At 52.5% G+C, this 19,860-nt stretch carries 16 protein-coding genes; 12 read left to right on the top strand and 4 right to left on the bottom strand.

Going from position 1 to position 19,860, the window contains the following annotated elements; translation table 11 throughout:
• Nucleotides 1-24: 24 nt before the first annotated feature.
• Complete coding sequence (locus tag BN8_RS33050) at nucleotides 25-207, bottom strand: hypothetical protein (RefSeq protein ID WP_144051851.1); 183 nt, start codon at nucleotides 205-207, stop codon at nucleotides 25-27.
• Between the two features lie 294 nt (nucleotides 208-501).
• Here BN8_RS33050 and BN8_RS29555 point away from each other — a divergent pair, with 294 nt between their 5' ends.
• The gene (locus tag BN8_RS29555) at nucleotides 502-906 is read left to right on the top strand and encodes a hypothetical protein (protein WP_009285631.1); all 405 of its coding nucleotides are present in this window, start codon (nucleotides 502-504) and stop codon (nucleotides 904-906) included.
• Between the two features lie 56 nt (nucleotides 907-962).
• Here the strand turns inward: BN8_RS29555 and BN8_RS29550 are convergent, their stop codons facing one another.
• Nucleotides 963-3,182, bottom strand: coding sequence for a penicillin acylase family protein (locus BN8_RS29550; RefSeq protein ID WP_009285630.1), 2,220 nt, complete (start codon nucleotides 3,180-3,182; stop codon nucleotides 963-965).
• Between the two features lie 184 nt (nucleotides 3,183-3,366).
• On the opposite strand from BN8_RS29550, the gene BN8_RS29545 reads away from it, so the two are divergent.
• Both BN8_RS29545 and BN8_RS29540 read left to right on the top strand, forming a co-directional pair.
• Entirely contained in the window at nucleotides 3,367-6,114 is a 2,748-nt protein-coding gene (locus BN8_RS29545; RefSeq protein ID WP_009285629.1) for a VWA domain-containing protein, read from the top strand.
• Nucleotides 6,115-6,235: 121 nt separating this feature from the next.
• On the top strand, nucleotides 6,236-7,012 hold the full coding sequence (locus BN8_RS29540) for a DUF2490 domain-containing protein (RefSeq protein ID WP_009285628.1): 777 nt from the start codon (nucleotides 6,236-6,238) through the stop codon (nucleotides 7,010-7,012).
• A 98-nt stretch (nucleotides 7,013-7,110) separates the two neighbouring features.
• Here BN8_RS29540 and BN8_RS29535 read toward each other — a convergent pair whose 3' ends face one another.
• Nucleotides 7,111-8,448 carry a PQQ-dependent sugar dehydrogenase gene (locus BN8_RS29535; RefSeq protein ID WP_009285627.1) on the bottom strand — a complete coding sequence of 446 codons (1,338 nt, stop codon included), beginning with the start codon at nucleotides 8,446-8,448 and terminating at the stop codon, nucleotides 7,111-7,113.
• A gap of 170 nt (nucleotides 8,449-8,618) precedes the next feature.
• Here BN8_RS29535 and BN8_RS29530 point away from each other — a divergent pair, with 170 nt between their 5' ends.
• The 7 genes from BN8_RS29530 to BN8_RS29500 all read left to right on the top strand — a co-directional run bounded on the left by BN8_RS29530 (nucleotide 8,619) and on the right by BN8_RS29500 (nucleotide 17,572).
• Nucleotides 8,619-11,021, top strand: a complete 2,403-nt coding sequence (locus BN8_RS29530) for an ABC transporter permease (RefSeq protein WP_009285626.1) — start codon at nucleotides 8,619-8,621, stop codon at nucleotides 11,019-11,021.
• Between the two features lie 70 nt (nucleotides 11,022-11,091).
• A complete protein-coding gene (locus tag BN8_RS29525; RefSeq protein WP_009285625.1) occupies nucleotides 11,092-13,170 on the top strand; it encodes an acylase in 2,079 nt (692 codons plus the stop codon).
• A 66-nt stretch (nucleotides 13,171-13,236) separates the two neighbouring features.
• Nucleotides 13,237-14,430, top strand: a complete 1,194-nt coding sequence (locus BN8_RS29520) for an MFS transporter (protein WP_009285624.1) — start codon at nucleotides 13,237-13,239, stop codon at nucleotides 14,428-14,430.
• Nucleotides 14,431-14,658: 228 nt separating this feature from the next.
• Nucleotides 14,659-15,651: an aldo/keto reductase gene (locus BN8_RS29515; RefSeq protein ID WP_009285623.1), complete on the top strand. Its 993-nt coding sequence runs from the start codon at nucleotides 14,659-14,661 to the stop codon at nucleotides 15,649-15,651.
• Nucleotides 15,652-15,715: 64 nt separating this feature from the next.
• Nucleotides 15,716-16,687 carry a helix-turn-helix domain-containing protein gene (locus tag BN8_RS29510; protein ID WP_040007150.1) on the top strand — a complete coding sequence of 324 codons (972 nt, stop codon included), beginning with the start codon at nucleotides 15,716-15,718 and terminating at the stop codon, nucleotides 16,685-16,687.
• A 269-nt stretch (nucleotides 16,688-16,956) separates the two neighbouring features.
• Nucleotides 16,957-17,244: a PadR family transcriptional regulator gene (locus BN8_RS29505; protein ID WP_009285621.1), complete on the top strand. Its 288-nt coding sequence runs from the start codon at nucleotides 16,957-16,959 to the stop codon at nucleotides 17,242-17,244.
• A 118-nt stretch (nucleotides 17,245-17,362) separates the two neighbouring features.
• Nucleotides 17,363-17,572, top strand: coding sequence for an ABC transporter permease family protein (locus tag BN8_RS29500; protein ID WP_009285620.1), 210 nt, complete (start codon nucleotides 17,363-17,365; stop codon nucleotides 17,570-17,572).
• Between the two features lie 47 nt (nucleotides 17,573-17,619).
• Here BN8_RS29500 and BN8_RS29495 read toward each other — a convergent pair whose 3' ends face one another.
• Nucleotides 17,620-18,660 carry an AraC family transcriptional regulator gene (locus BN8_RS29495; RefSeq protein WP_009285619.1) on the bottom strand — a complete coding sequence of 347 codons (1,041 nt, stop codon included), beginning with the start codon at nucleotides 18,658-18,660 and terminating at the stop codon, nucleotides 17,620-17,622.
• A 158-nt stretch (nucleotides 18,661-18,818) separates the two neighbouring features.
• Between BN8_RS29495 and BN8_RS29490 the strand changes: the two genes are divergently transcribed.
• Both BN8_RS29490 and BN8_RS29485 read left to right on the top strand, forming a co-directional pair.
• Nucleotides 18,819-19,364: a nuclear transport factor 2 family protein gene (locus BN8_RS29490; RefSeq protein ID WP_009285618.1), complete on the top strand. Its 546-nt coding sequence runs from the start codon at nucleotides 18,819-18,821 to the stop codon at nucleotides 19,362-19,364.
• 57 nt (nucleotides 19,365-19,421) lie between these two features.
• Complete coding sequence (locus BN8_RS29485) at nucleotides 19,422-19,823, top strand: hypothetical protein (RefSeq protein WP_009285617.1); 402 nt, start codon at nucleotides 19,422-19,424, stop codon at nucleotides 19,821-19,823.
• Nucleotides 19,824-19,860: the final 37 nt, after the last annotated feature.

Below are 19,860 nucleotides of genomic sequence, written 5' to 3'. Positions count from 1 at the left end.
ATGATTTACTAGTATAGCTTTCTATCAATATGCCTTTCTTGCCGGCAGACAGTTTCCACCAAATGGCGTAGCCGCCCGAATCAATGCTTCAAATACATCCCGGTTAGCCTCAATAAAGCCCAGCACATACAACCGAGAAAAAGTACAAACGCTAATAACCGTGGCCTTAGCTTTATTTTTATGTTTATACGCTTGTGTTAATTCCATATCCTTCACAATTAATTAACAATCAGTTATCTTCTCAGACAACATATTGCTACAATAGTCATCTATATAACCTTATAACGTACTAAAATAGTTTAACCCTAATTGGAAAAGTACAATTAATGCCTACAATTCATCAGTGAAAAAGTAGATTATACAAGCGATTCTTGACTGAGTGCAGAAGTTTTTTGAGGGGAAGGCCACGAATTCAGCTATATTTTCGGGCCGCCTATCCAACGATTCCGCTGATATAGGCATCGTATTGGTAAACAACCTCTTATTTGTTTCTCAAAAGCTATGAAAACACTCTTACTGCTGGTAACGCTGCTGACGGCTACCGTGTCTGGGGCAAACGCCCAAAATACAACGGCCTCGACGGATACGCTGTCTACCCTTGTCGGCAAATGGACCGGAACGTACGAGGGAGATGATTCGGGTAATTTTGAGCTGATCCTCAACCGCGAAAGCAACAAACTGACCGGCCAGATCGTCATGCTGCCCCCCGATGGAAATCGGTACCCAATTAATCTAAAAACGGCCGTCTGGCAGAACGGTAAGCTTTCAGCCAGCTACACAGATCCCAACTCGGGCAACGACGTAAACTTTTCGGGAAAGTTGGCCGACCCCGGTATGAAAGGTTCCTGGGAAGCCAATGGCGGACAGGCATCCGGTACGTGGCAGCTCAAGCGAGCGGATAAATAGTGTAACTCCTAAGCCAGCAGCCCGCTCTGAAATTCCGTCAGAGCGGGCTGCTTTTTTTATTCATCGCCTGGTTTGTATGTTTTCTCGGCGTGCTGGCGAACATCTTCGGGGTAGAACCACACCTCCTTAAATTGTCCGGAACAATAGAGGTTGGCCTGGTCGGTAAAATGAGGGGAATCGGGTTGGCTTTTCTGCCCGCCCGTAACAACTGACCGCGCCTTTACTTTTGGCCCGAACTCAACAACGGCCACGAAACTGTTGCCGACGCTGCCGTAGCGTTTTTTAGTACCCGGATACGTTCGGGCTCCGTAAGCCGCGAGCGAACCCCAGGCCGACGACGTGAAGGCTACCGGTATGCTGGGTTTCTGATCATCAAACGTTTCGTCAATTTTGCCGGTCAGGCGCTGGAAGCGGTTGACGTTGCCCCAGGGTGTTTTCCAGGTACCAAAGTCGCGGGTCAGTTCAGCCAATGCGTCGTTCAGCGCACTGATCTTTTCCTCAGCAGTCGTATTGTTGACCACGATGGCTGTGAAGCGCAACTGGTCAGGTCGCTGTCCGGCAGGAATCCGGCCGCGCGCCAGCCGCTGAATCCGCTCGCCCCAGTACGTGGCGACCGTTTGTGCTACAGAACCGACGCCGTAATTCCTGTTCCAGGCCCTCAACGTATCAACCGCTTCGGTTACGGCCGGCGACACGGCACCCTGCCCACCCGCTACGGTCTGGTAGGCCGACACCAGCGACGGAATCAACTCTTCAAAAGCGGCCAGATACGGGTCGTTAGCCGCGGCAATCAGCGTGTCGAGGGTGTAGGTTGACCGGCGACTCAGCACCCGAACGGCGTTGATACCCCGGTAGTTCTCAGCATCCGGAGCCATGTACGTTGGGTACTTGTTCTTTGCCGGACTGCTGCTACCCGATACGGTGAAAGGCGTTGAGTTGCAGTTCTGAATCCAGCCGCTGACCGGGTTCAGCACCTGCACAATGTCCCCGACCGGATGCAATCCGTTCCATTCCGTTTTGGGATTGCTGCCGTCGACGGGCTGGTTCCAGTTAAAGGTTGTGTCCCGACGCGGCATGAAGTTACCGTGCCAGTAGGCAATGTTCCCCTTACGATCGGCAAATACCGTGTTGTTCGATGCGTTGCCGTTCAGCTTCATCACCTCGTTGTAGCTGGCGTAGTCGGTGGCCTTCGTGCGCAGGTACGACTGCGACAGAGCATTCAGGCCATCGTTCATCATCCGGACCGTGATCCACTGGTCGCCCTGCTGACCAGCAACGGGACCGTGGTGCGTGCGGTACATGGTAAACTCTTTTTGCAGGATCTTATCGCCCTGTTTGTAGGGCAGTGAAACGGTTTGCGTCTGCACCGGCCGCCAGTCGTTACCGTATTTGTAGTAATATTTACCGTTCCGTTTTTCGACCGTTTCGAGGTATTCGTCCATCGAGTCGGCCTGGCTGGAGGTATGCATCCAGCCGCAGTTTTCGTTGAAGCCCTGGTAGATGAAAAACTGCCCCCACGTAACGGCCCCGTAGGCATTCAGGCCGGCGTTGCTGATCATGTGCACCTCCGACCGGAAATAGAATGACGTATGCGGATTGATGAGCAGCAGGGCGTTTTTGGTCGCGCTTTTCGACGGCGCAATGGCAAACCCATTCGAACCAACCGGCTCCCGATCTGCCTTGCCAACGTCGTAGTTGAGCCAGGACGTTGACTTACTCTGGGTATAAAACGCCTTCAGCCGCTCGGCCGACACTGCACTGATATTGCCGCCAATACTCCCCTCGCTGAACATCAGCGGCATCCACGGCTGAAACCGGGTCAGCAGCGCGGGTTTAACATTCGGATGCGTAGCGAGATAGTAGTTCGTGCCATCCGCAAAGGCATTGAGGATTTTCTTCATCCAGGCAGGACTCTTTTTGTACTGGGCGATAGCCTGGGTCGAATCCATGAACAGCCGTGCCCGCAGGTCGTGGTACAGCGCCGATTCGCCTTCCACCTCGGCCAGCCGACCGATGGCATCAATGTAGTTGGCCTCCACCCGGGCAAAGTCATCTTCGCACTGGGTATACAGCAGCCCGAACACGACGTCGGCGTCCGTTTTGCCGTAGATGTGTGGTACTCCCCACGTATCGCGGATGATGGTAATCTGTCTGGCCTGCTGCCGCCAGCGGGCTACTTCGGCGGTACTGAATCGTTGCGCGACGGCATGACTGGTTGGCAGCAAGGCGAACAGGAAGAGACAGAACGGAATCATGCTGACGGTAAAATGCTTCATGGAATGTTGGCGAATCAATGTGTTAGTACGTGTCGCGGCCAGAACAGCCTACAAGATAAACAATAAGCGTCTATGGCAACAGGTCCCGGCTCTCCCTGCTCCGGCCAATAACACCGGCGCACGTTGATAAACCGTTGACTAAATCACCTCGCTGTGAGCCGGTTAGCTTTTGCTTACTTTGGTTATGCAATACGTCTTTTTGTGTCTGCTTATTTTTTCGTCCGTCTGGGCAACGGCTCACTCGCTGCAGGAAACCCCTCAGCAGTCGCTTAACCAGTACGTAGCCTTTCTAAATCAATCGACCGACGAGGTAATCAACCGCTTTCGGATGATTCAGACGTACGTTGAGCAAGTAGAGCGCTATCGGGAAAAGCCTACGTTTCAGCTTCGTCTGCCCTCATCGGGGCCGTTGGAGGAGTATTACTACAAAAAAGCCCTGGCCGCCGACGGGCTGACGCCGGCCGAAAAGCAACGGCTAACCGCCAGCACACAGGCGCTCTGGCAACTGCTGACCAAACTCGACGAAACCGGCAAAACCCTGGAAACCTACGTTCGGCTTCAGGACTATCAGCGCGATAACCTCAAGCAATCGGATGCGTTGATTGGCCAGATGCAGACCCTGTTCAACCAGTTCAGCCAGGATAAAGAGACATTTTACAAGCAGATTCAACGTGTCTATCGCCGGTATCAGCCTTACCTACCCACCAATGCGTACCTGCATACGGAGAAAGAAATGGAAGATGTGCTTCAGCGTCAGAAGCAGTTGTTCGATAGTTTGTCGTACTACCTAAACGAAGGAGCTAAGGCCGCCTGGCCGGTCGAAACCGTGCAGAAAAGTATTCTGGCGGACGAAAAAATTCTGCTGGTCCTTGGTAAAGCGAAGTCGGGGATCGACTACCCGGCTTCGGACATGATCAACAGCTTTAAGTCGGCCCTCCAGACAATTCAGGCATTGAAACGGGGGGCTGTCGACGACTACACCTTTGCTGCGCGGCAATCGTCCCGGCATGGTAATGCGTTTTATCTGTCTTTTTTGAATCACTACAACAACGATCTGCTCGCGGCTCAGCAGTCGTTTGTTCAGTACAGTACGTCTGCCAAACAATTGCTGAACTCGCCCAAACTCAGTCCGGCTTTTGCGCTTGACCCACCCCAACAAACGGCGCAGGCATCGGGCCGGACACAGCCATTTGCGGATGCAAAACCAATTAGTTTTACGATCAAACCGGCCACTACGCCCCAGGAACTGACTACGTTTCGGGCGCTGAGTAATTACGTTGAGTTCATTAACGAATCGCTTCGGCAGCAGCACAAACTCCAGATGCTGCTCCGGAATTATCAATCGTCGGCCGACTACTACCGCAACCAGTTTCGCACGCGGAAAGGCGGACTGACGTATTCGCACGAGGAATTTAAAATTCCCCTTTCGGAGTATCAGTTGCTGGTGAGCGAAAGCCGCTACGTTCCGCAGCCGTATCGGGCTTCCATTAATGGCCAGGCCGAGGTGCTTCTCAATATATTGAATGAAATGGACGGCCTGAGCATCGAACTGATTACGTACACCGCCGAAAATCAGTATTTGCAGGACGGCTTGAAGCGCTCCGATGCCATTCTGGACCGCTACCTGTACCTATTCGATACCTTCGACCAGAAGAAAGAACGGCTGTATCAGGATGTCCGGCGCATTCACGAAAGCTACCCGGTTGCCAGCCCGACCAGTTGGCACGTAGCCGGAAAGGCACTGCTCCAGACTATCGACAACAACCGCGACGTACTGTTCGGCATTAAGGCTTTTCTGAAAGGAGAAACCAGCCAGTTGCCGACCACCGACAAGTTGGTTACTGACGCCCGGACACTGATTCGTGATGAGTATCAGAACTTAAAAGGCCTCCAGCGCTACGGCCGAAGCAACGGTCTTTGCCCGTATTCGCCGTATGAGGACGTAGCCGAAAAATCGTTACGGTTTGCAGAAAAAACCGGTTCGGTAAAGCCGGCAGATTCACGTACTAACCCATTCGAATCGATCTACTATTTCTACAACAACGAGCTTATCTACGAATACAACAAATTCAGCGAACTGGCCAAAGCAGGCGTTTTGAAGGCGGTTAATCAACCGGATCTTTTTATCCTCCGCCGAAACTCCCTGCCAAAGCCGTCGCAGCCGATCCCCCAAAAAACGGAACCGACCACTCAGCCGCCGGTGGCCGTAGTTGTCCAGCCGAATCCAACTCCCAGCGATGCACCCGCGCGGCTGGGCACCGGTGCCCCTGACCCAACACCCAGCGAGCCGGTGATACAGCGGGACACGGTGTACGTCGATCGCACCCGCGTCGATACGGTCTTCATTGACCGGTCTGGTACGTCGACACCAACGAACTCATTAGCGGGTTTTGCGCCTAACAACCTGGTCCTGTTGCTGGACGTATCGTCGTCGATGGATTCGCCGTTCAAGATGCCGTTGCTGAAGCAATCCGTTAAATCGCTGCTGAAGCTGCTACGTCCCGAAGACCAGGTATCGGTTGTCGTATATTCGGGGAAAGCGAAAGTTGCCCTGAAACCAACGCCGGGCAACAAAGCTGATGAGATTGCCCGCCTGATCGACGAACTGCGGTCGGACGGCGACACCGATGGGGACGAAGGCATTCGGCTGGCTTACAAACTGGCTAACAGACACTACATCCGGGCGGGCAATAACCGGATTGTGCTGGCTACCGACGGCGAATTTCCCATCAGCAACGATGTGTATCGACTGGTGGCGGAGAATGTTCGGCAGGATGTGTACCTGACCGTTTTCACTTTTGGCCGTAACCAGATCAACAGCCAGAAGCTCCGGCGCATTGCCGTAGCGGGCAAAGGCAACTACGTGCACATTACCCCCGTCAACGCCCGTCAGCAGCTTGTGCTGGAAGCGCAGGCAAAGAAAGAGCCGTGACGTAGAGGGAAATAGTGACCGGTACCTCGCTAAAGGTTTCCGGTAACTCGTATTATTTCGCCCTTACATCCGCCCTGCCGGTTATCACTATGTCTTCCTGCCAGTACGGGAAGAAAGCGACATGCACAAAGCCAGTTTCATTGTAGTCCTTTTCTGCCTGATGCCGTTTCTGGCTACCGCCCAACTGGAACGACTCAGGGATGAGAATCAGATTGGGTGGTTCGTCTACAACGGCGACCATGCCCTTTCCCGTAAGTGGGAACTGCACACGGAGTACCAGTGGCGACGCGTGTACTGGGTTTCAGAATGGCAGCAGTGGCTGGCCCGGCTGGGTGCAAACTACAGCCTCAACGATAAGATCACGGGCGGTTTCGGCTACACGACGCTGGTCACGTACCCCTACGGCGACTATCCGACTGCTGACAAAGGGGTGCCCTACCCCGAACACCGTATCTATGAAGACATTCAGATTGCCGATACGGCAGGGGTTGTTACGCTGGGGCATCGCTTTCGACTCGAACAGCGCTGGATCAGCGACATAGCCTCTGACGGGTCGCGCCGGATTGCCTCATGGGAATACCAGAACCGAATCCGGTATCAGATCGAAGCTACCCTGCCCCTACAAGGCCGAACGGTGGACAGTCGGGAGTTTTTTCTGTCGTTCTTCGATGAGCTTTTCATCAGCTTCGGCCGGAATGTTGATCTAAATGTGTATAACCAGAACCGGATTTACGGAGCAATTGGCTTTCAGTTCAGGGACAACCTGTCGGCGGAGCTTGGCTACCTGAACCAGATCACGCAGCACGCCGACCCCGATCCAGTTTCGAATAACCGAGTGTTTGAATACAACAACGGTTTTCGGCTGAGTCTCAACTACAACCTTGATTTCAGGCGGTAATAGTAAATACCCCAAACCCCTGAAGGGGCTTAGCGCTGCCAATTTCACGAGTCTATGTTAAGCAGCGCTAAGCCCCTTCAGGGGTTTGGGGTATGGCATTATTTAGCAGCGGCAACGCGCCAGATGGTGTTTCCGGCATCGTCGGCTACCAGCATCGCTCCATCGGGCAGTACCGTTACGCCCACGGGCCGGCCGTGTACTTCATCACCTTTGCCGTCGGCGATAAAGCCCGTCAGGAAATCCTCAGGCTTACCAGGCTGACCATTCTCGAACGGTACGAATACGACTTTGTATCCCGAGAACTCCGACCGGTTCCATGACCCATGCTGCCCAATAAAAGCCCCGTTGTGGTACTTCTGCGGGAAGGCTTCTTTATCGTAAAAAGCTAGTCCTAACGAAGCCGTATGAGCGCCCAGTGGTACGTCCGGCACAACGGCTTTCTTGACCAGATCCGGGCGTTCACCTTTCCGGCGCGGGTCCACATTCTGACCAAAATACGAGTATGGCCAACCGTAGAAAGCGCCTTCCTGCACGCTCGTTAAATAATCGGGAACCAGATTATCACCAAGCTCGTCGCGCTCGTTCACGGCCGTCCAGAGTTTGTTGGTACCCGGTTGCCAATCGATTCCGACCGGATTACGCAGCCCCGTAGCGTACAGGCGTTCACCGGAACCGTCGGGGTTCATTTCCCAGATGGCTGCCCGTTTTACTTCGTTTTCCATCCCGTTTTCGCCCACGTTGCTCCCCGAACCGACCGATATATAGATCTTGGAGCCATCTTCGTTAGCAAGCAGATTCCGTGTCCAGTGGTTATTGTAGCCGCCGGCAGGCAGGTCCTTTATTTTTTCACCCTTAGCGGTGATCCTGGTCTGCCCGGCCTTGTATGGATACCGCATGACCGCATCGGTGTTAGCTACGTAGAAGTAATCGCCAACGACCACCATTCCGAAGGGCTGGTTCAGGCCCGTCAGGAACACTTCGCGGAGTTCGGGTTTACCGTCTTTGTTCGCGTCCCGGAACAGGGTAATGCGGTTGGCGCTTTCGCCCAGGCGTTGTGATTTTGCTTTGCCACTCACCACAGCCTCAGCCTTTTTGACGCCTTTCTGCTCCGTATTCGACTCGGCAACCAGAATATCGCCGTTGGGTGCTACGTAAATCCAGCGCGGATTGACCAGGTCACCGGCAAATTTCGTCACGGTGAAACCGGCCGGGGCTTTGGGCATTTGCCCTTCCGACCAGCCTATGACGTTGCTGAACTTCTTCGACGACTCAGTTGCATACGGAGCGGGGAGTTCGAGCGTATTGCTGGCAGTTTGAACGGATGCCGGCTTATTGTCGGCAGTTTCTTCATCGGTTGACTTGTCTTTCTGACCGCAACTCGATAAAAATCCGGCAAACGCCATTGAGCCTGCCAGAAGAAGCATTGAGTTTTTCATCGTTGAGTTTAATCGAAGTGATAGTTAGCTTGATTAACGCCCTGTATAAAAGCATTGTTTTCGACGGCCAAAGCCCTCTCGTACGTATCTACACTTATAAAATTTAAATTTTATTTTATATATAAGAAATTTATATATTTACGCCGTACGTTTTACTTAACTGGTAAGCCATGTTCTCTAACTACCTGACGGTTTCACTACGTAACCTTTGGCGCAACAAGGCCGTAAGCGCGATCAGCATTGCTGGCTTATCGGTGGGCTTAGCCAGTGGCCTTGTCCTGTTTTTGTTAGTTAACTACATGTTCAGCTTCGATCGATACCATCCGCACATGGATCGGTCCTACTGGATCGTCACAGATGTTAAGCAGGAGCGAACCATGGAAACCGATGCTGCCCCACGACCGCTGGCCGACGTACTACGCCGGAATTATGCGTTCGTCGAAAGCGCCGTTCGGCTCGAAACGTTCTTTGGCCGGACGATCAGCGTACCAGATGGCCGGGGGCGTTTTCTTAAGAAGTTCAACGAAGCCAGAAATATCTGCTATACCGAGCCGCAATACTTTGACCTGTTTGGGGTAGAATGGGTAAGCGGAAACCCCAAAACGGCCCTGGCAGCCCCCAACACCATTGTCATAAGCGAACGGTACGCCCGCAAGTACTTTGATAATGCCCCTCCTATGGGTCGGACGTTGCGATTGGACAACCGTACAAATCTCACCGTAACCGGCATTATTAAAGACCCACCGCCTAATACGCAGCTCCGCTACGATGCGTTTGTCTCTTACGCCACGATTCCGGTGTTGGAAAGCAAACAAGCTCTGGAAGACTGGAAAGGGCTACAAGCGATGTGCTTTGTGCTATTACGTGACGGTGTACCTGCCGAACAGTTAAGCAACGCCATACCAGGCATCCGACGCAAGTATTACTCACCCAACGATGCAGCCATTTTTGACTTTCATGTGCTACCGCTCGACGAGTTAAACCACCAGCGGAGTGGTATGGCTCCCCGGCCTATCTCATATGCTCTGATTGCCGTAGGCTTACTTTTAGTCATGGCCGCCTGCATTAACTTCGTCAATCTGGCGACGGCTCAGGCCTTGAAGCGCTCCAAAGAAGTTGGCGTTCGCAAGGCGATTGGCAGTACGCGCTGGCAGTTGATCGTCCAGTTTCTGACGGAAACGGCTTTGCTGACATTGGCGGCCGTTATGCTTGCGTTACTGCTAACCCAGCTTTGTCTGCCTTTGGTAAACCGGACCCTGGCCGAGCAGGTCGATATGCTCAACCCAACTATTTCCATTCTTGATCTGGCCAAGCCTAAGCCTTTGGTCTGGTTCTCCGGGCTAATCACGTTGGTCATTTTACTGGCTGGCCTTTACCCGGCGCTTCTCCAGGCCAGGTTTAACCCCACCTTGGCGCTTAAGGGCAAACTTACCACTCACCAGATTGGCGGGTTATCAATCCGTAGAGCCTTGATTGTTGTCCAGTTCACCCTTACTCAGTTCTTTGTCTTAAGCGTTCTGGTCATCATGGTTCAGCTCAGGCACATGCAACAGACTGATTGGGGCTTCAGAAAAGAGTCAATTCTTGCGGTTTGGCTCCCGCGCGATGGGTTAGCTCAACCCCACGTATTACGTGACCGCTGGTTGCGGGTGGCCGGTGTAGAGCAGGTATCCTTTTGCAGCGATCCGCCAGCGTCTCCCTATAATCGACCCAGTCCGTTTAGTTACCACACCCATACGCAACCCGAATCCTTCGAGACGCGCGTCCGGGCAGCCGATGAGAACTACGTAGCAACGTTCAGGCTGTCGTTGGTAGCAGGTCGTAATTTTCTGAGTAATGATACCACCAGCCGGGAAGTGCTGGTCAACGAAACGTTGGTCAGGCGATTAGGCGTAGCATCACCGCAGGAAGTAATTGGCAAGCGGATGCACGTAAAAGACGCCGACCGGGTCATTGTCGGTGTGGTGAAAGACTTTCGCAATGGCGATACACGCGCGCCGGTACTACCCATTACGTTAGTTTACGATCTTACTCATTGTCAGATGGCTACGCTGGCCATTAATCCGATGCACACAGAAACGGTTGGCAAAGCAATTGAAGGCACCTGGAACGAACTGCTACCCGAAGAGGTGTATCGGTCAAGGTATATCAGCGACCTGATAAACAGTTTTTATGAGACCGAGCGACTACTGGCCGGATTAGTACAGGCGTTATCGCTCATTGCGATCCTGATTGGTTGCTTAGGTTTATACGGACTGGTTACGTTCATGGCCGAAAGTAAAACAAAGGAGATTGGCGTCCGTAAGGTGTTAGGCGCTGATACGTTACAGCTCCTTTGGCTGTTTGGACGAGAATTTGGCAAATTGCTGGTCCTGGGCTTTCTGATAGCCGCTCCGTTGGGTTGGTGGCTGATGAGCAATTGGTTGCAAGGCTACACGTACCATATTGAGATCGGCTGGTGGCTATTTGCTTCAACCATTGGACTGACGGTGCTGACGACCGTATTGACCGTATCGCGCCAGGCACTGAAAGCCGCCATTGCAAACCCTGTCAATAGCTTGCGAACCGATTAGCCTTTCGTCCGCTTCTATCTAAACCCCTAAAGATTAACCCCATAAAACCCTTCAGCGACCTCTTTTTACAATGAAACTACTCATCACACTATTTACGGTTGTTAGTCTGTGCGCTTTCGGTCAGTCGGCTAACCGCTCGTCTGGAGCCAAAAAAACCGAAATCTTATGGGACAACTACGGTGTTCCGCACATCTACGGCCGCACGGTCGAAGAGATGTATTACGCGTTTGGTTATGCACAGATGCACAACCACGCCAATCTGCTGCTGCGGTTGTATGGACAGGCGCGTGGCAAGGCAGCGGAGTACTGGGGTGGCGACTACCTGCATTCGGATAAGATCGTGACTATGTTCAACGTACCAGAACGCGTGCAGAAACAGTACGGCCAGCAAGACCCGGAATACCGTAAATGCCTGGACAGCTTCGTCAAAGGGGTAAACGCCTACGCGAAAGCGCACCCCGAGGCTATTGGTAATGAATTTAAACAAGTGCTTCCTGTTACGTCCCAGGATGTACTGGCGCACAGCCTTCGGGTGATTTGTCTGGAATTTATTGGCGGAGGAGAAGCTGGCGCGGCTCGGGTAATGCCGCCGGGCTCGAATGCGTATGCCATCGCCCCCAGTAAGTCGGCGTCTAAAAAGGCAATGCTGATGGCCAATCCACACCTGCCCTGGGAAAACTTCTTCCTATTTTTTGAAGCGCACCTCAACGCGCCCGGCTTTATGGCCTACGGTGCTTCGCTCGTGGGGCAGCCCGTCCTGAATATTGCGTTCAACAATCACCTGGGCTGGACGCATACGGTTAACACCATCGATGCGGCCGACCGCTATCTGCTTACGGTACAGGATGATGGATACGTATTGGATGGCGTCAAACAGCCATTCGAGAAAAAGCCCGTTACGTTTAAAATACGGCAACCCGACGGTCAGCTCAAGGAACAAACCATCACGTTCCGGTACAGCAAGCATGGCCCCGTAATGGAAAGCAAAGACGGGAAAACGTACGCCTTTCGGTTCGCAGGATTGGACAGTTCCTCGCCCGCTCAGCACCATTATATGGCGAAAGCCAGGAATTACCAGGAGTTTGAAGCAGCGGTCAGGAAGCTGCAATTACCGATGTTCAACATCATCTACGCTGATCAGGCGGGTAACATTCTCTATCTGTTCAACGGCAGTGTCCCCAAACGCCCCGAAGGCGACTGGCCATTCTGGCAAGGCGCGGTGGATGGCACGGCCTCTAAGTACATCTGGACCGAAACACACCCGTATCAGGATTTGCCAAAAGTATTTAATCCGCCGTCGGGGTTTGTACAGAACGCCAACGATGCTCCGTGGACCTGTACTTACCCGATCGCCCTTGATCCGAAGCAATTCGCACCGTACATGTCGCCGTTGATACCGCTCCGCCTGCGACCACAACGGTCAATCAATCTGATCAAAGATGACGCGTCCATTACGTTCGACGAGCTAGCCGGTTATAAACTCAATACGGGTATGGAAGCCGCCGACCGCTTCCTGGACGATCTGCTGGCTGCTGTTGAGAAGCATCCTGATACGCTGGCCATGCAGGCAGCCACCGTTTTAAAAGCCTGGGATAAAGCCACCAATGTCGATAGCAAAGGAGCCGTTCTGTTTGCTGCCTGGTTTGACCAATTCAACCCCGGTATGACGGCCGTCCCCTGGGACCCGCAACGCCCTGTCACTACGCCCGACGGCTTAAAAAATCCACAGCAAGCGGTTACTATGCTGGCGAAAGCCGCCCAGCAAGTGCGCCAGCGATACGGCAAACTAGATGTTGCGTGGGGCGATGTGAACCGGTTTACCTTTAATGGGAAGGATTTTCCCGGTAATGGTGGCTCCGAGCAATACGGCATCTACCGCACCATCTACTTTGCGCCCGAAGGTCGGGACGCCAAGCAAAACAGAGCGGTGGCAGGCGACACCTACGTAGCGATAACCGAGTTCAGCAACAACGTTCGTGCGCAGGTTTCGCTCAGTTACGGCAACGCCAGCCAACCGGGCAACAAACACGTAGCCGATCAATTCAAGCTACTATCCGAGAAAAAGCTTCGTCCCGCATTGTTAGACAAACAGGAAGTGCTTAAGAATCTGGAAGAAAAAGAAGAACTGAGCATCGAGCCGGGACAGTAAAGGCCAAGCCGCAGTATTTATTTTTTTATACATTTGGCTGTGACCCCATAGAGATCTATTTACACCATGGACGCAGCTATACAATCGGGGCTGGTAGTAAAAGCCCGCCTGGCCACCCAATTGATTTTTCTGGTTTGCGGCCTGGGGATGTCCAGTTGGGCGCCGATGGTGCCCCTGGCTAAAGATCGCTTGGCGTTGAACGATGCCAATCTGGGCCTGTTACTACTGCTATTGGGGGCGGGGGCCATGCTGATGATGCCCACTTCGGGTTGGCTGGTTAACCGGTTTGGCAGCCGCATCGTCATGGCCGGTGCAGCGCTGGTTATGGCTCTTGCCTTGCCGCTGTTGGTCATTCTTACCTCTCCTGTCGCAATGGCCGTTACGTTATTTCTGTTCGGCTCAGGCATTGGTGCCATTGATGTGGCCATGAATGCTCACGGTGTACAGGTGCAGAACCTCTACGGCAAGCCCATTATGTCGTCCCTGCATGGTCTATTTAGTGTGGGTGGCCTGCTGGGTTCGTTCGGACTAGGCTTTCTGATGAAGCTGGGGCTGAACCCCGTTTATGCCGCCGTCAGTATTGCTGCTTTAATGCTTGTTATTACCCTAACTCAGTACCCCTATTTATTCCCTTTGGAAGTGGAGCAACGGGCCATTGCCCGCTTCTCAGCCGTTGATGAGCAACCAACCGTAGCAAGCCAGCGGTACAACTGGTTAGACGGTAGAGTTTTGTTCTTAGGGTCAATGTGTTTCGCTGTGTTTTTGGCAGAAGGGGCTATTCTGGACTGGAGTGCGGTCTTTCTGCGGGACACGAAAGGAGTCGAAGCAGCGTTTGCAGGGGTGGGCTATTCCGCCTTCTCCATTGCAATGGCGACGATGCGGTTGGTGGGAGATAATCTGGTAGCTCGTTTTAAGGGCAAAACCGTTGTCGTAGGTGGCAGTTTGCTGGGCGCAGCAGGCTTAGGTATGGCCGTCTGGAGTCCCTGGGTAGTAGGGATATTGATCGGTTTTGTCTTACTGGGCCTGGGAGCGGCTAACATTGTACCTATCTTTTTTAGTGCAGCAGGCCGGCTATCAGGTATCTCGCCCACGGTTAGCATACCCGCCATCACAACGCTTGGCTATACAGGAATGCTGGCAGGTCCTGCTTTGCTGGGCTTTATCGCCGATCATTTTTCCCTGAGCATTGCTTTCGGTTTTTTAAGCTTGCTGCTCGTAGTGGTTGCCCTGAGTTATAGTGTGAAAGGGCAAGCCAGCTAATGGATTGCTCAGAAGCGCGTTACAACTCCTTTGCCTACGCAAACTGATTTCCCCCGCAACGCCCCTCCTCTGTACTGAGTATCCGTTCATGTCAACGTATCAATCTACGGAGTAAAAGAAGGACCGCCCCAGTACGCATTTTGTGTTGGAGAAGCTCCAATTTGTATAGCCAGGACGTAGGACCGGCAGCCGACCTTTGTTGTGTTCTTTCACAAACTATTTCACGGTATGAACACAATCAAACAGGTTGCCCTGGGTAGCCAGGGGTTACAGGTATCGGTTGAAGGGCTTGGCTGCATGGGTATGTCGCCCGCTCCAATGGGCACAATTTATGGACCTACCGATGATGAACAGAGCATCGAAACCATTCATAGAGCACACGAACTCGGTGTTACTATGCTCGATACCGCCGATGTCTATGGTCCATTTCACAACGAAGAGCTGATTGGCCGGGCAATTGCCAACAGACGCGATCAGTTTGTAATCGCTACTAAATTTGGTTTTAATCTCGACGATAAGGGCAACTGGGATTTTCACTTTAATGGACGTCCCGACTACGTTCGTAAATCCATCGAAGGCTCGCTCCGCCGACTCAAAACCGACTATGTGGATTTATATTACCTCCACCGGCTCGATCCGAATACCCCGATTGAAGATACGGTTGGCGCCATGAGCCGACTGGTGACGGAAGGAAAAGTTCGTTACATCGGGCTGTCGGAAGTAGATGCCGATACGCTCCGTCGGGGGCATGCGGTTCACCCCATCACGGCACTCCAAACCGAATACTCGCTTTTTGATCGCAGTGTCGAAGAAACCGGCATGTTGCAGCTCTGCCGGGAGCTGGGAGTTGGTTTTGTTGCCTATTCACCCCTAGGCCGAGGCTTTTTGTCGGGCGAAATCAAAAGCCCGGATGATTTCGCTCCGGATGATTCCCGTCGGTATTTTCCGCGGTACATGGGCGAAAACTTCTATAAAAATCTTGAGCTGGTCGAAAAATTGAAAAGTTGGGCCGCTACCAAAAACACGACACCCGCCCAACTGGCGCTGGCCTGGGTGCTGGCTCAGGATGTGGTCTGCATTCCCGGCACAAAACGTCGGACGTATCTGGAAGCAAACGTAGCGGCTGCTGCCCTAACGCTCAGTCCCTCTGAACTGGCCGAACTCGATGCACTGCTGCCGATTGGCAGTACGGCCGGTGTTGCTTATCCTTCCTTCAGTTAGATAAGGTTCGCAGGAACAACGGATGTATATTTGTCGTTCCTGCGAACGAATGGGTTATAAAGCTATGAAAACCAAACCTGTTCCATTTAAGGTGCTGGAAACCGTAACCGAATACACCCGGTTTTACGATCTACCAGCCCCGCTTCACCCGTTGCTCACGGTAATTGACTTCAACGCCCTGCACCGGCAGCCTGTTGAAGCGATTCCACCAGCTATGCTGACCCCCGTTGTGCAGCAAGTTTATATGGTTTCCCTCAAACAAGGCCTTGGTAAAGCGGCTATTCGGTACGGCCATAAGTCATACGATTTTAATGAGGGGGTTATGAGCTTTCTGGCACCAGGGCAAGGTTGCTGGCTGGCCAATGCGGCCAATGCCGATGAATTAACCGAAATCTTTGCGAACCTAACGGGTTGGACATTACTGTTTCATCCCGACCTGCTGGCAAAATATCCGCTGGGTCAGAAAATAACTCGGTATGGTTTCTTCTCATATGGCACTCATGAGGCCCTGCACCTGTCAGGTGCCGAAGAAGCTACCGTGAACCAGCTAATAAGTGCCATTCAGGCGGAAGCTGAAAGACCTGTTGACTCCTTCAGCCAGGACGTACTGGTGGCTCAGATTGACTTATTGCTCACGTATGCCGACCGGTTCTACCACCGTCAATTCCTGACCCGACGTACCGCCGAAGTAAATCGGGAAGAAGATTCACTGCTGACTCGCTTCGAGGCCCTACTGATGGGCTACTTTGCTCAGCAGGGCGAGCATCCATTGCCCACCGTGCAGTCATTGGCTAATGACCTGAACGTGTCACCTGCTTACTTAAGTGATATGCTCCGATCGCAAACCGGCCAGAATACTCAACAGCACATCCATAACGCGCTGATCGAAAAAGCAAAGCGATTGCTGATGGTCACCTCATTGTCGGTTAATGAAACGGCCTATCTGTTAGGATTTGAGTACCCGCACTATTTTAGTCGTTTGTTTAAGAAAAAAACGGGTATGACACCTGCTGAATTTCGGGTGTCTATGCAGTAGCTATTGAATAAAGAGCGGTTACGGCCCAGACTGAACGTAAATCGATGATCAACAGAGGTCATTGCTGGTCTGTAACTTTTTATGTAACGCCCCCAGTTGAGATGAAGGGGCATTTTATAGCCGTTTTGAACAAGCAATTTGCCGGGGCACTCGACAAATTAACCCCATCACCAGCCTCGGGTCAAGCCCGGTTCAGCCCCATCTGACAACTGTTTGGATTTTAGGCCAGCTCCCGTCCAGATTAAGTTTTAGTAAGATACTACCCGTTTATGAAAGGTACGCACTTGGGTGAATTCGAAGAGATCGTTCTGGAAGAGCTTAGCGAGCGTCTGGAGCGGCCCATTAGCCCGGGGGTTGTTCATCAGACCATGCAGCGATTGGCAGAAAAAGGACTGGTTCATTCGCGCTTTAGCGAACCGATTGCCGAACCAGGTGGGCGGAGCAAACGCCTGTTTACGGTAACCGTGGCGGGCGAACAGGCCCTGCGGGAAGCACAACGTATCCGGAATGAACTGTGGGATGGTATTCCGAAAACCGCTTTTAGCCACCCACTATGAAACGGCTCCTCATATCCGGGAGAATGGCAGCCCGGAAAAAGAAGGAAATTGGCGTACGAAAGATACTGGGTGCAAGCACAGCCAACATCTTCTGGCTGTTCAGCAAAGATTCATTCGTTTGCTGCTGATCGCTTTTGTACTGGCAGCTCCGCTGGCCTGGTGGGTTATGACGCAGTGGCTGCATAGTTTCGTCTATCGAATAGAGCTCAGCGCGGGTAGTTTTGCGCTGGCTATGCTGATTACGTTTATTGTCGCCTTCCTGACTGTCGGATTTTGCAGCGTCAAAGCCGCGATGACCAATCCGGAGAAAACCCTGCAAACGGAATAGATACGAAGCAGACTGGTAAGCAACGGATTGAATTGCTTGCCAGTCTGTTATGGTAACTCTTTCAGCATACCGACGCCAGGTCCGGCCTTTAGATAACTCACCGGTGTAGTACCGGTCCAGCGTTTGAAGGCCCGCGTGAAGGCACTCAACTCATTATAGCCGAGAATATAGGATACTTCTTTGACCGGGTACTTGCCTGACTCTAAATAATACACAGCCAACGACTTGCGGATGGAATCGGCCAGTTGCTGGTACGTAACACCTTCCTCCTGAAGTTTGCGCTGCAAGCTACGGGCGCTGCTGTTGAAGTTCGCAGCTATGCCTTCGAGAGTAGGAATGCCCAAATACGCATTAGCAAGCAGATAGGTGCAGATGCGCTCCTTCAGGGGTTGGCGCTCCTCAATGGTGTCGCTCATAACGCTGGCCTTTTGGAGGAGTACGCTTTGCAGTTCGTAGTTCGCCGTTAAAATCGGTTCGTTCCAATAGCGATCATCAAACTCAAGGGCATATTCATCAGCCTTCTCGATCGGCTTGCAGCGTAGTATCCGCTCATACTCAGAGAACTCAGCCGCGTCGTAGGGGAGCATCACTCGTTTGGGCTTAATACGTTGTAACACCAGGCCGTCGACCTCGTGCATCACGAAGGCCAATGACAAGTCAATCATGTGGCGGAAAACAAACGGGTATTCCTGCGCTTTGTCTTTATCTGGCACGAAACGAACCGTAAAACGTTCATCGCCCTGGCTTACGGCCATGCCAAACAGGTCAGTAACCAGGTGCAGAAACTCGGCGGCATGCGTCAGCGCTTCGCCAACCGTCCGGCTATTTTGAACGATCTGGCCCACAATGCCCAAGGCCGCCAACTGCATCGACTCGCCTAAATGTAGGCCAAACAGCGGATCATGGCTCAGGTGGCTGGCATTCATCCATAGGTCATTCACCTGCTTTGGCGTAATCACCAGTTTACCCCTCCGCCTGATTGTTTCCCAATCCAGACCTGACAGCTTACACAGCCGCTCGGGCGATACGTCTTTCTGCACCGCATAGGCCAGCAGACCATAGACAAATTGTAGCGAATACTCTTCCATCACCTGATTTTTTGAGCAAGGTAGTCTGATTACGTCGGCTCCACCAAGGGTTGGCGCGAAGTGGTAATTGATTGACGCATTCGGGTAAGAAGCGGGGGCAGGGGCCAGAATACCTTTGTCACATCATCAAACACTAAACAATCAGCCCCTTAAACGCCATGAAAACCCAATTAACAAGCAAGCCCTTAGCAGTTGCCTTCGCCCTGTCACTTACGCTCAGTGGCCAAAGCCCGGCGCAAACGGTCAGCACGACTGCCTTATCAGCAACCAATCAAGTAGCCATAAAGCAAGCAAAACCAAACAACATGGAAAACCAGGCCGCACAAACCGTCAAGACATTTTTAACCGCCGTTCAGAAAGGCGATCAGGCTACCCTGGGTGCGCTGATTCACCCAACCATCACATGGAACCAGCCCGGCAGCAACCGCTTCTCCGGCAAAAAGCGCTCAAACATGGAGGTCTTTCAGATGGTAGGGGACATGTTCGAGGCCTCGGCCAATACGCTGCAACTGACGGACATCAAGCAGTTGACCGTAAACGGCAATAAGGTAGCCTGCCTGATTCACTGGAAGGCCGTACAGCCCGGTGGCGGTGTACTGGACGTCGACAATATTGACGTGTACACAATCGAGGACGGCAAGATCGTAGAAGCGACGATTTATTCGGAAAACGTAGCGCAGGAAGATGCCTTCTGGGGTAAATAACGGCCAGGCAATAGCACCACAGTCACAGAAAACCAATACATCAAACCAATTACAACGATGAACTCCTCAAACACCTTACGTAAATCCCTCTGGGTAAACGCAATCTTTGCTGATCTGGGCGCAATCGCAGCGTTCTTTCTGAGCGGTAAGTGGTCAGTCGTTGACGACCTGACGAATGGTCAAGCCGTTCTGTTCGGCGTCGAAATGGTCGTACTTGCCGGGTTAGCTGCTTACGCAGCGTGGAAGCCGACTATCAGCAAAAGCCTGGTTAGCCTGATCATCGCGTTCAATTCCTTGCTGTTAATTTATCTGATCGTTCGGTTCGAAGACCCTGCCATCTCAGCGCTCGGCATGGAAGTGATTGCCTTCGATGCCGTGATCGTATTGGCCCTCATCATTGTTCAGATCAGGAGCCTTCGCGCCTACAGCCAGGCCGTGAAACCAACGATGGTTTCCTAAGCATAGCTTACGTTCTCATGGTAAATGACGAGTCGCT

The sequence above is a fragment of the Fibrisoma limi BUZ 3 genome (genome assembly GCF_000296815.2).
Taxonomy (GTDB): domain Bacteria; phylum Bacteroidota; class Bacteroidia; order Cytophagales; family Spirosomataceae; genus Fibrisoma; species Fibrisoma limi.
Note: the sequence above shows the minus strand (reverse complement) of the source record. Positions and strands in the feature narration are given on the sequence as shown.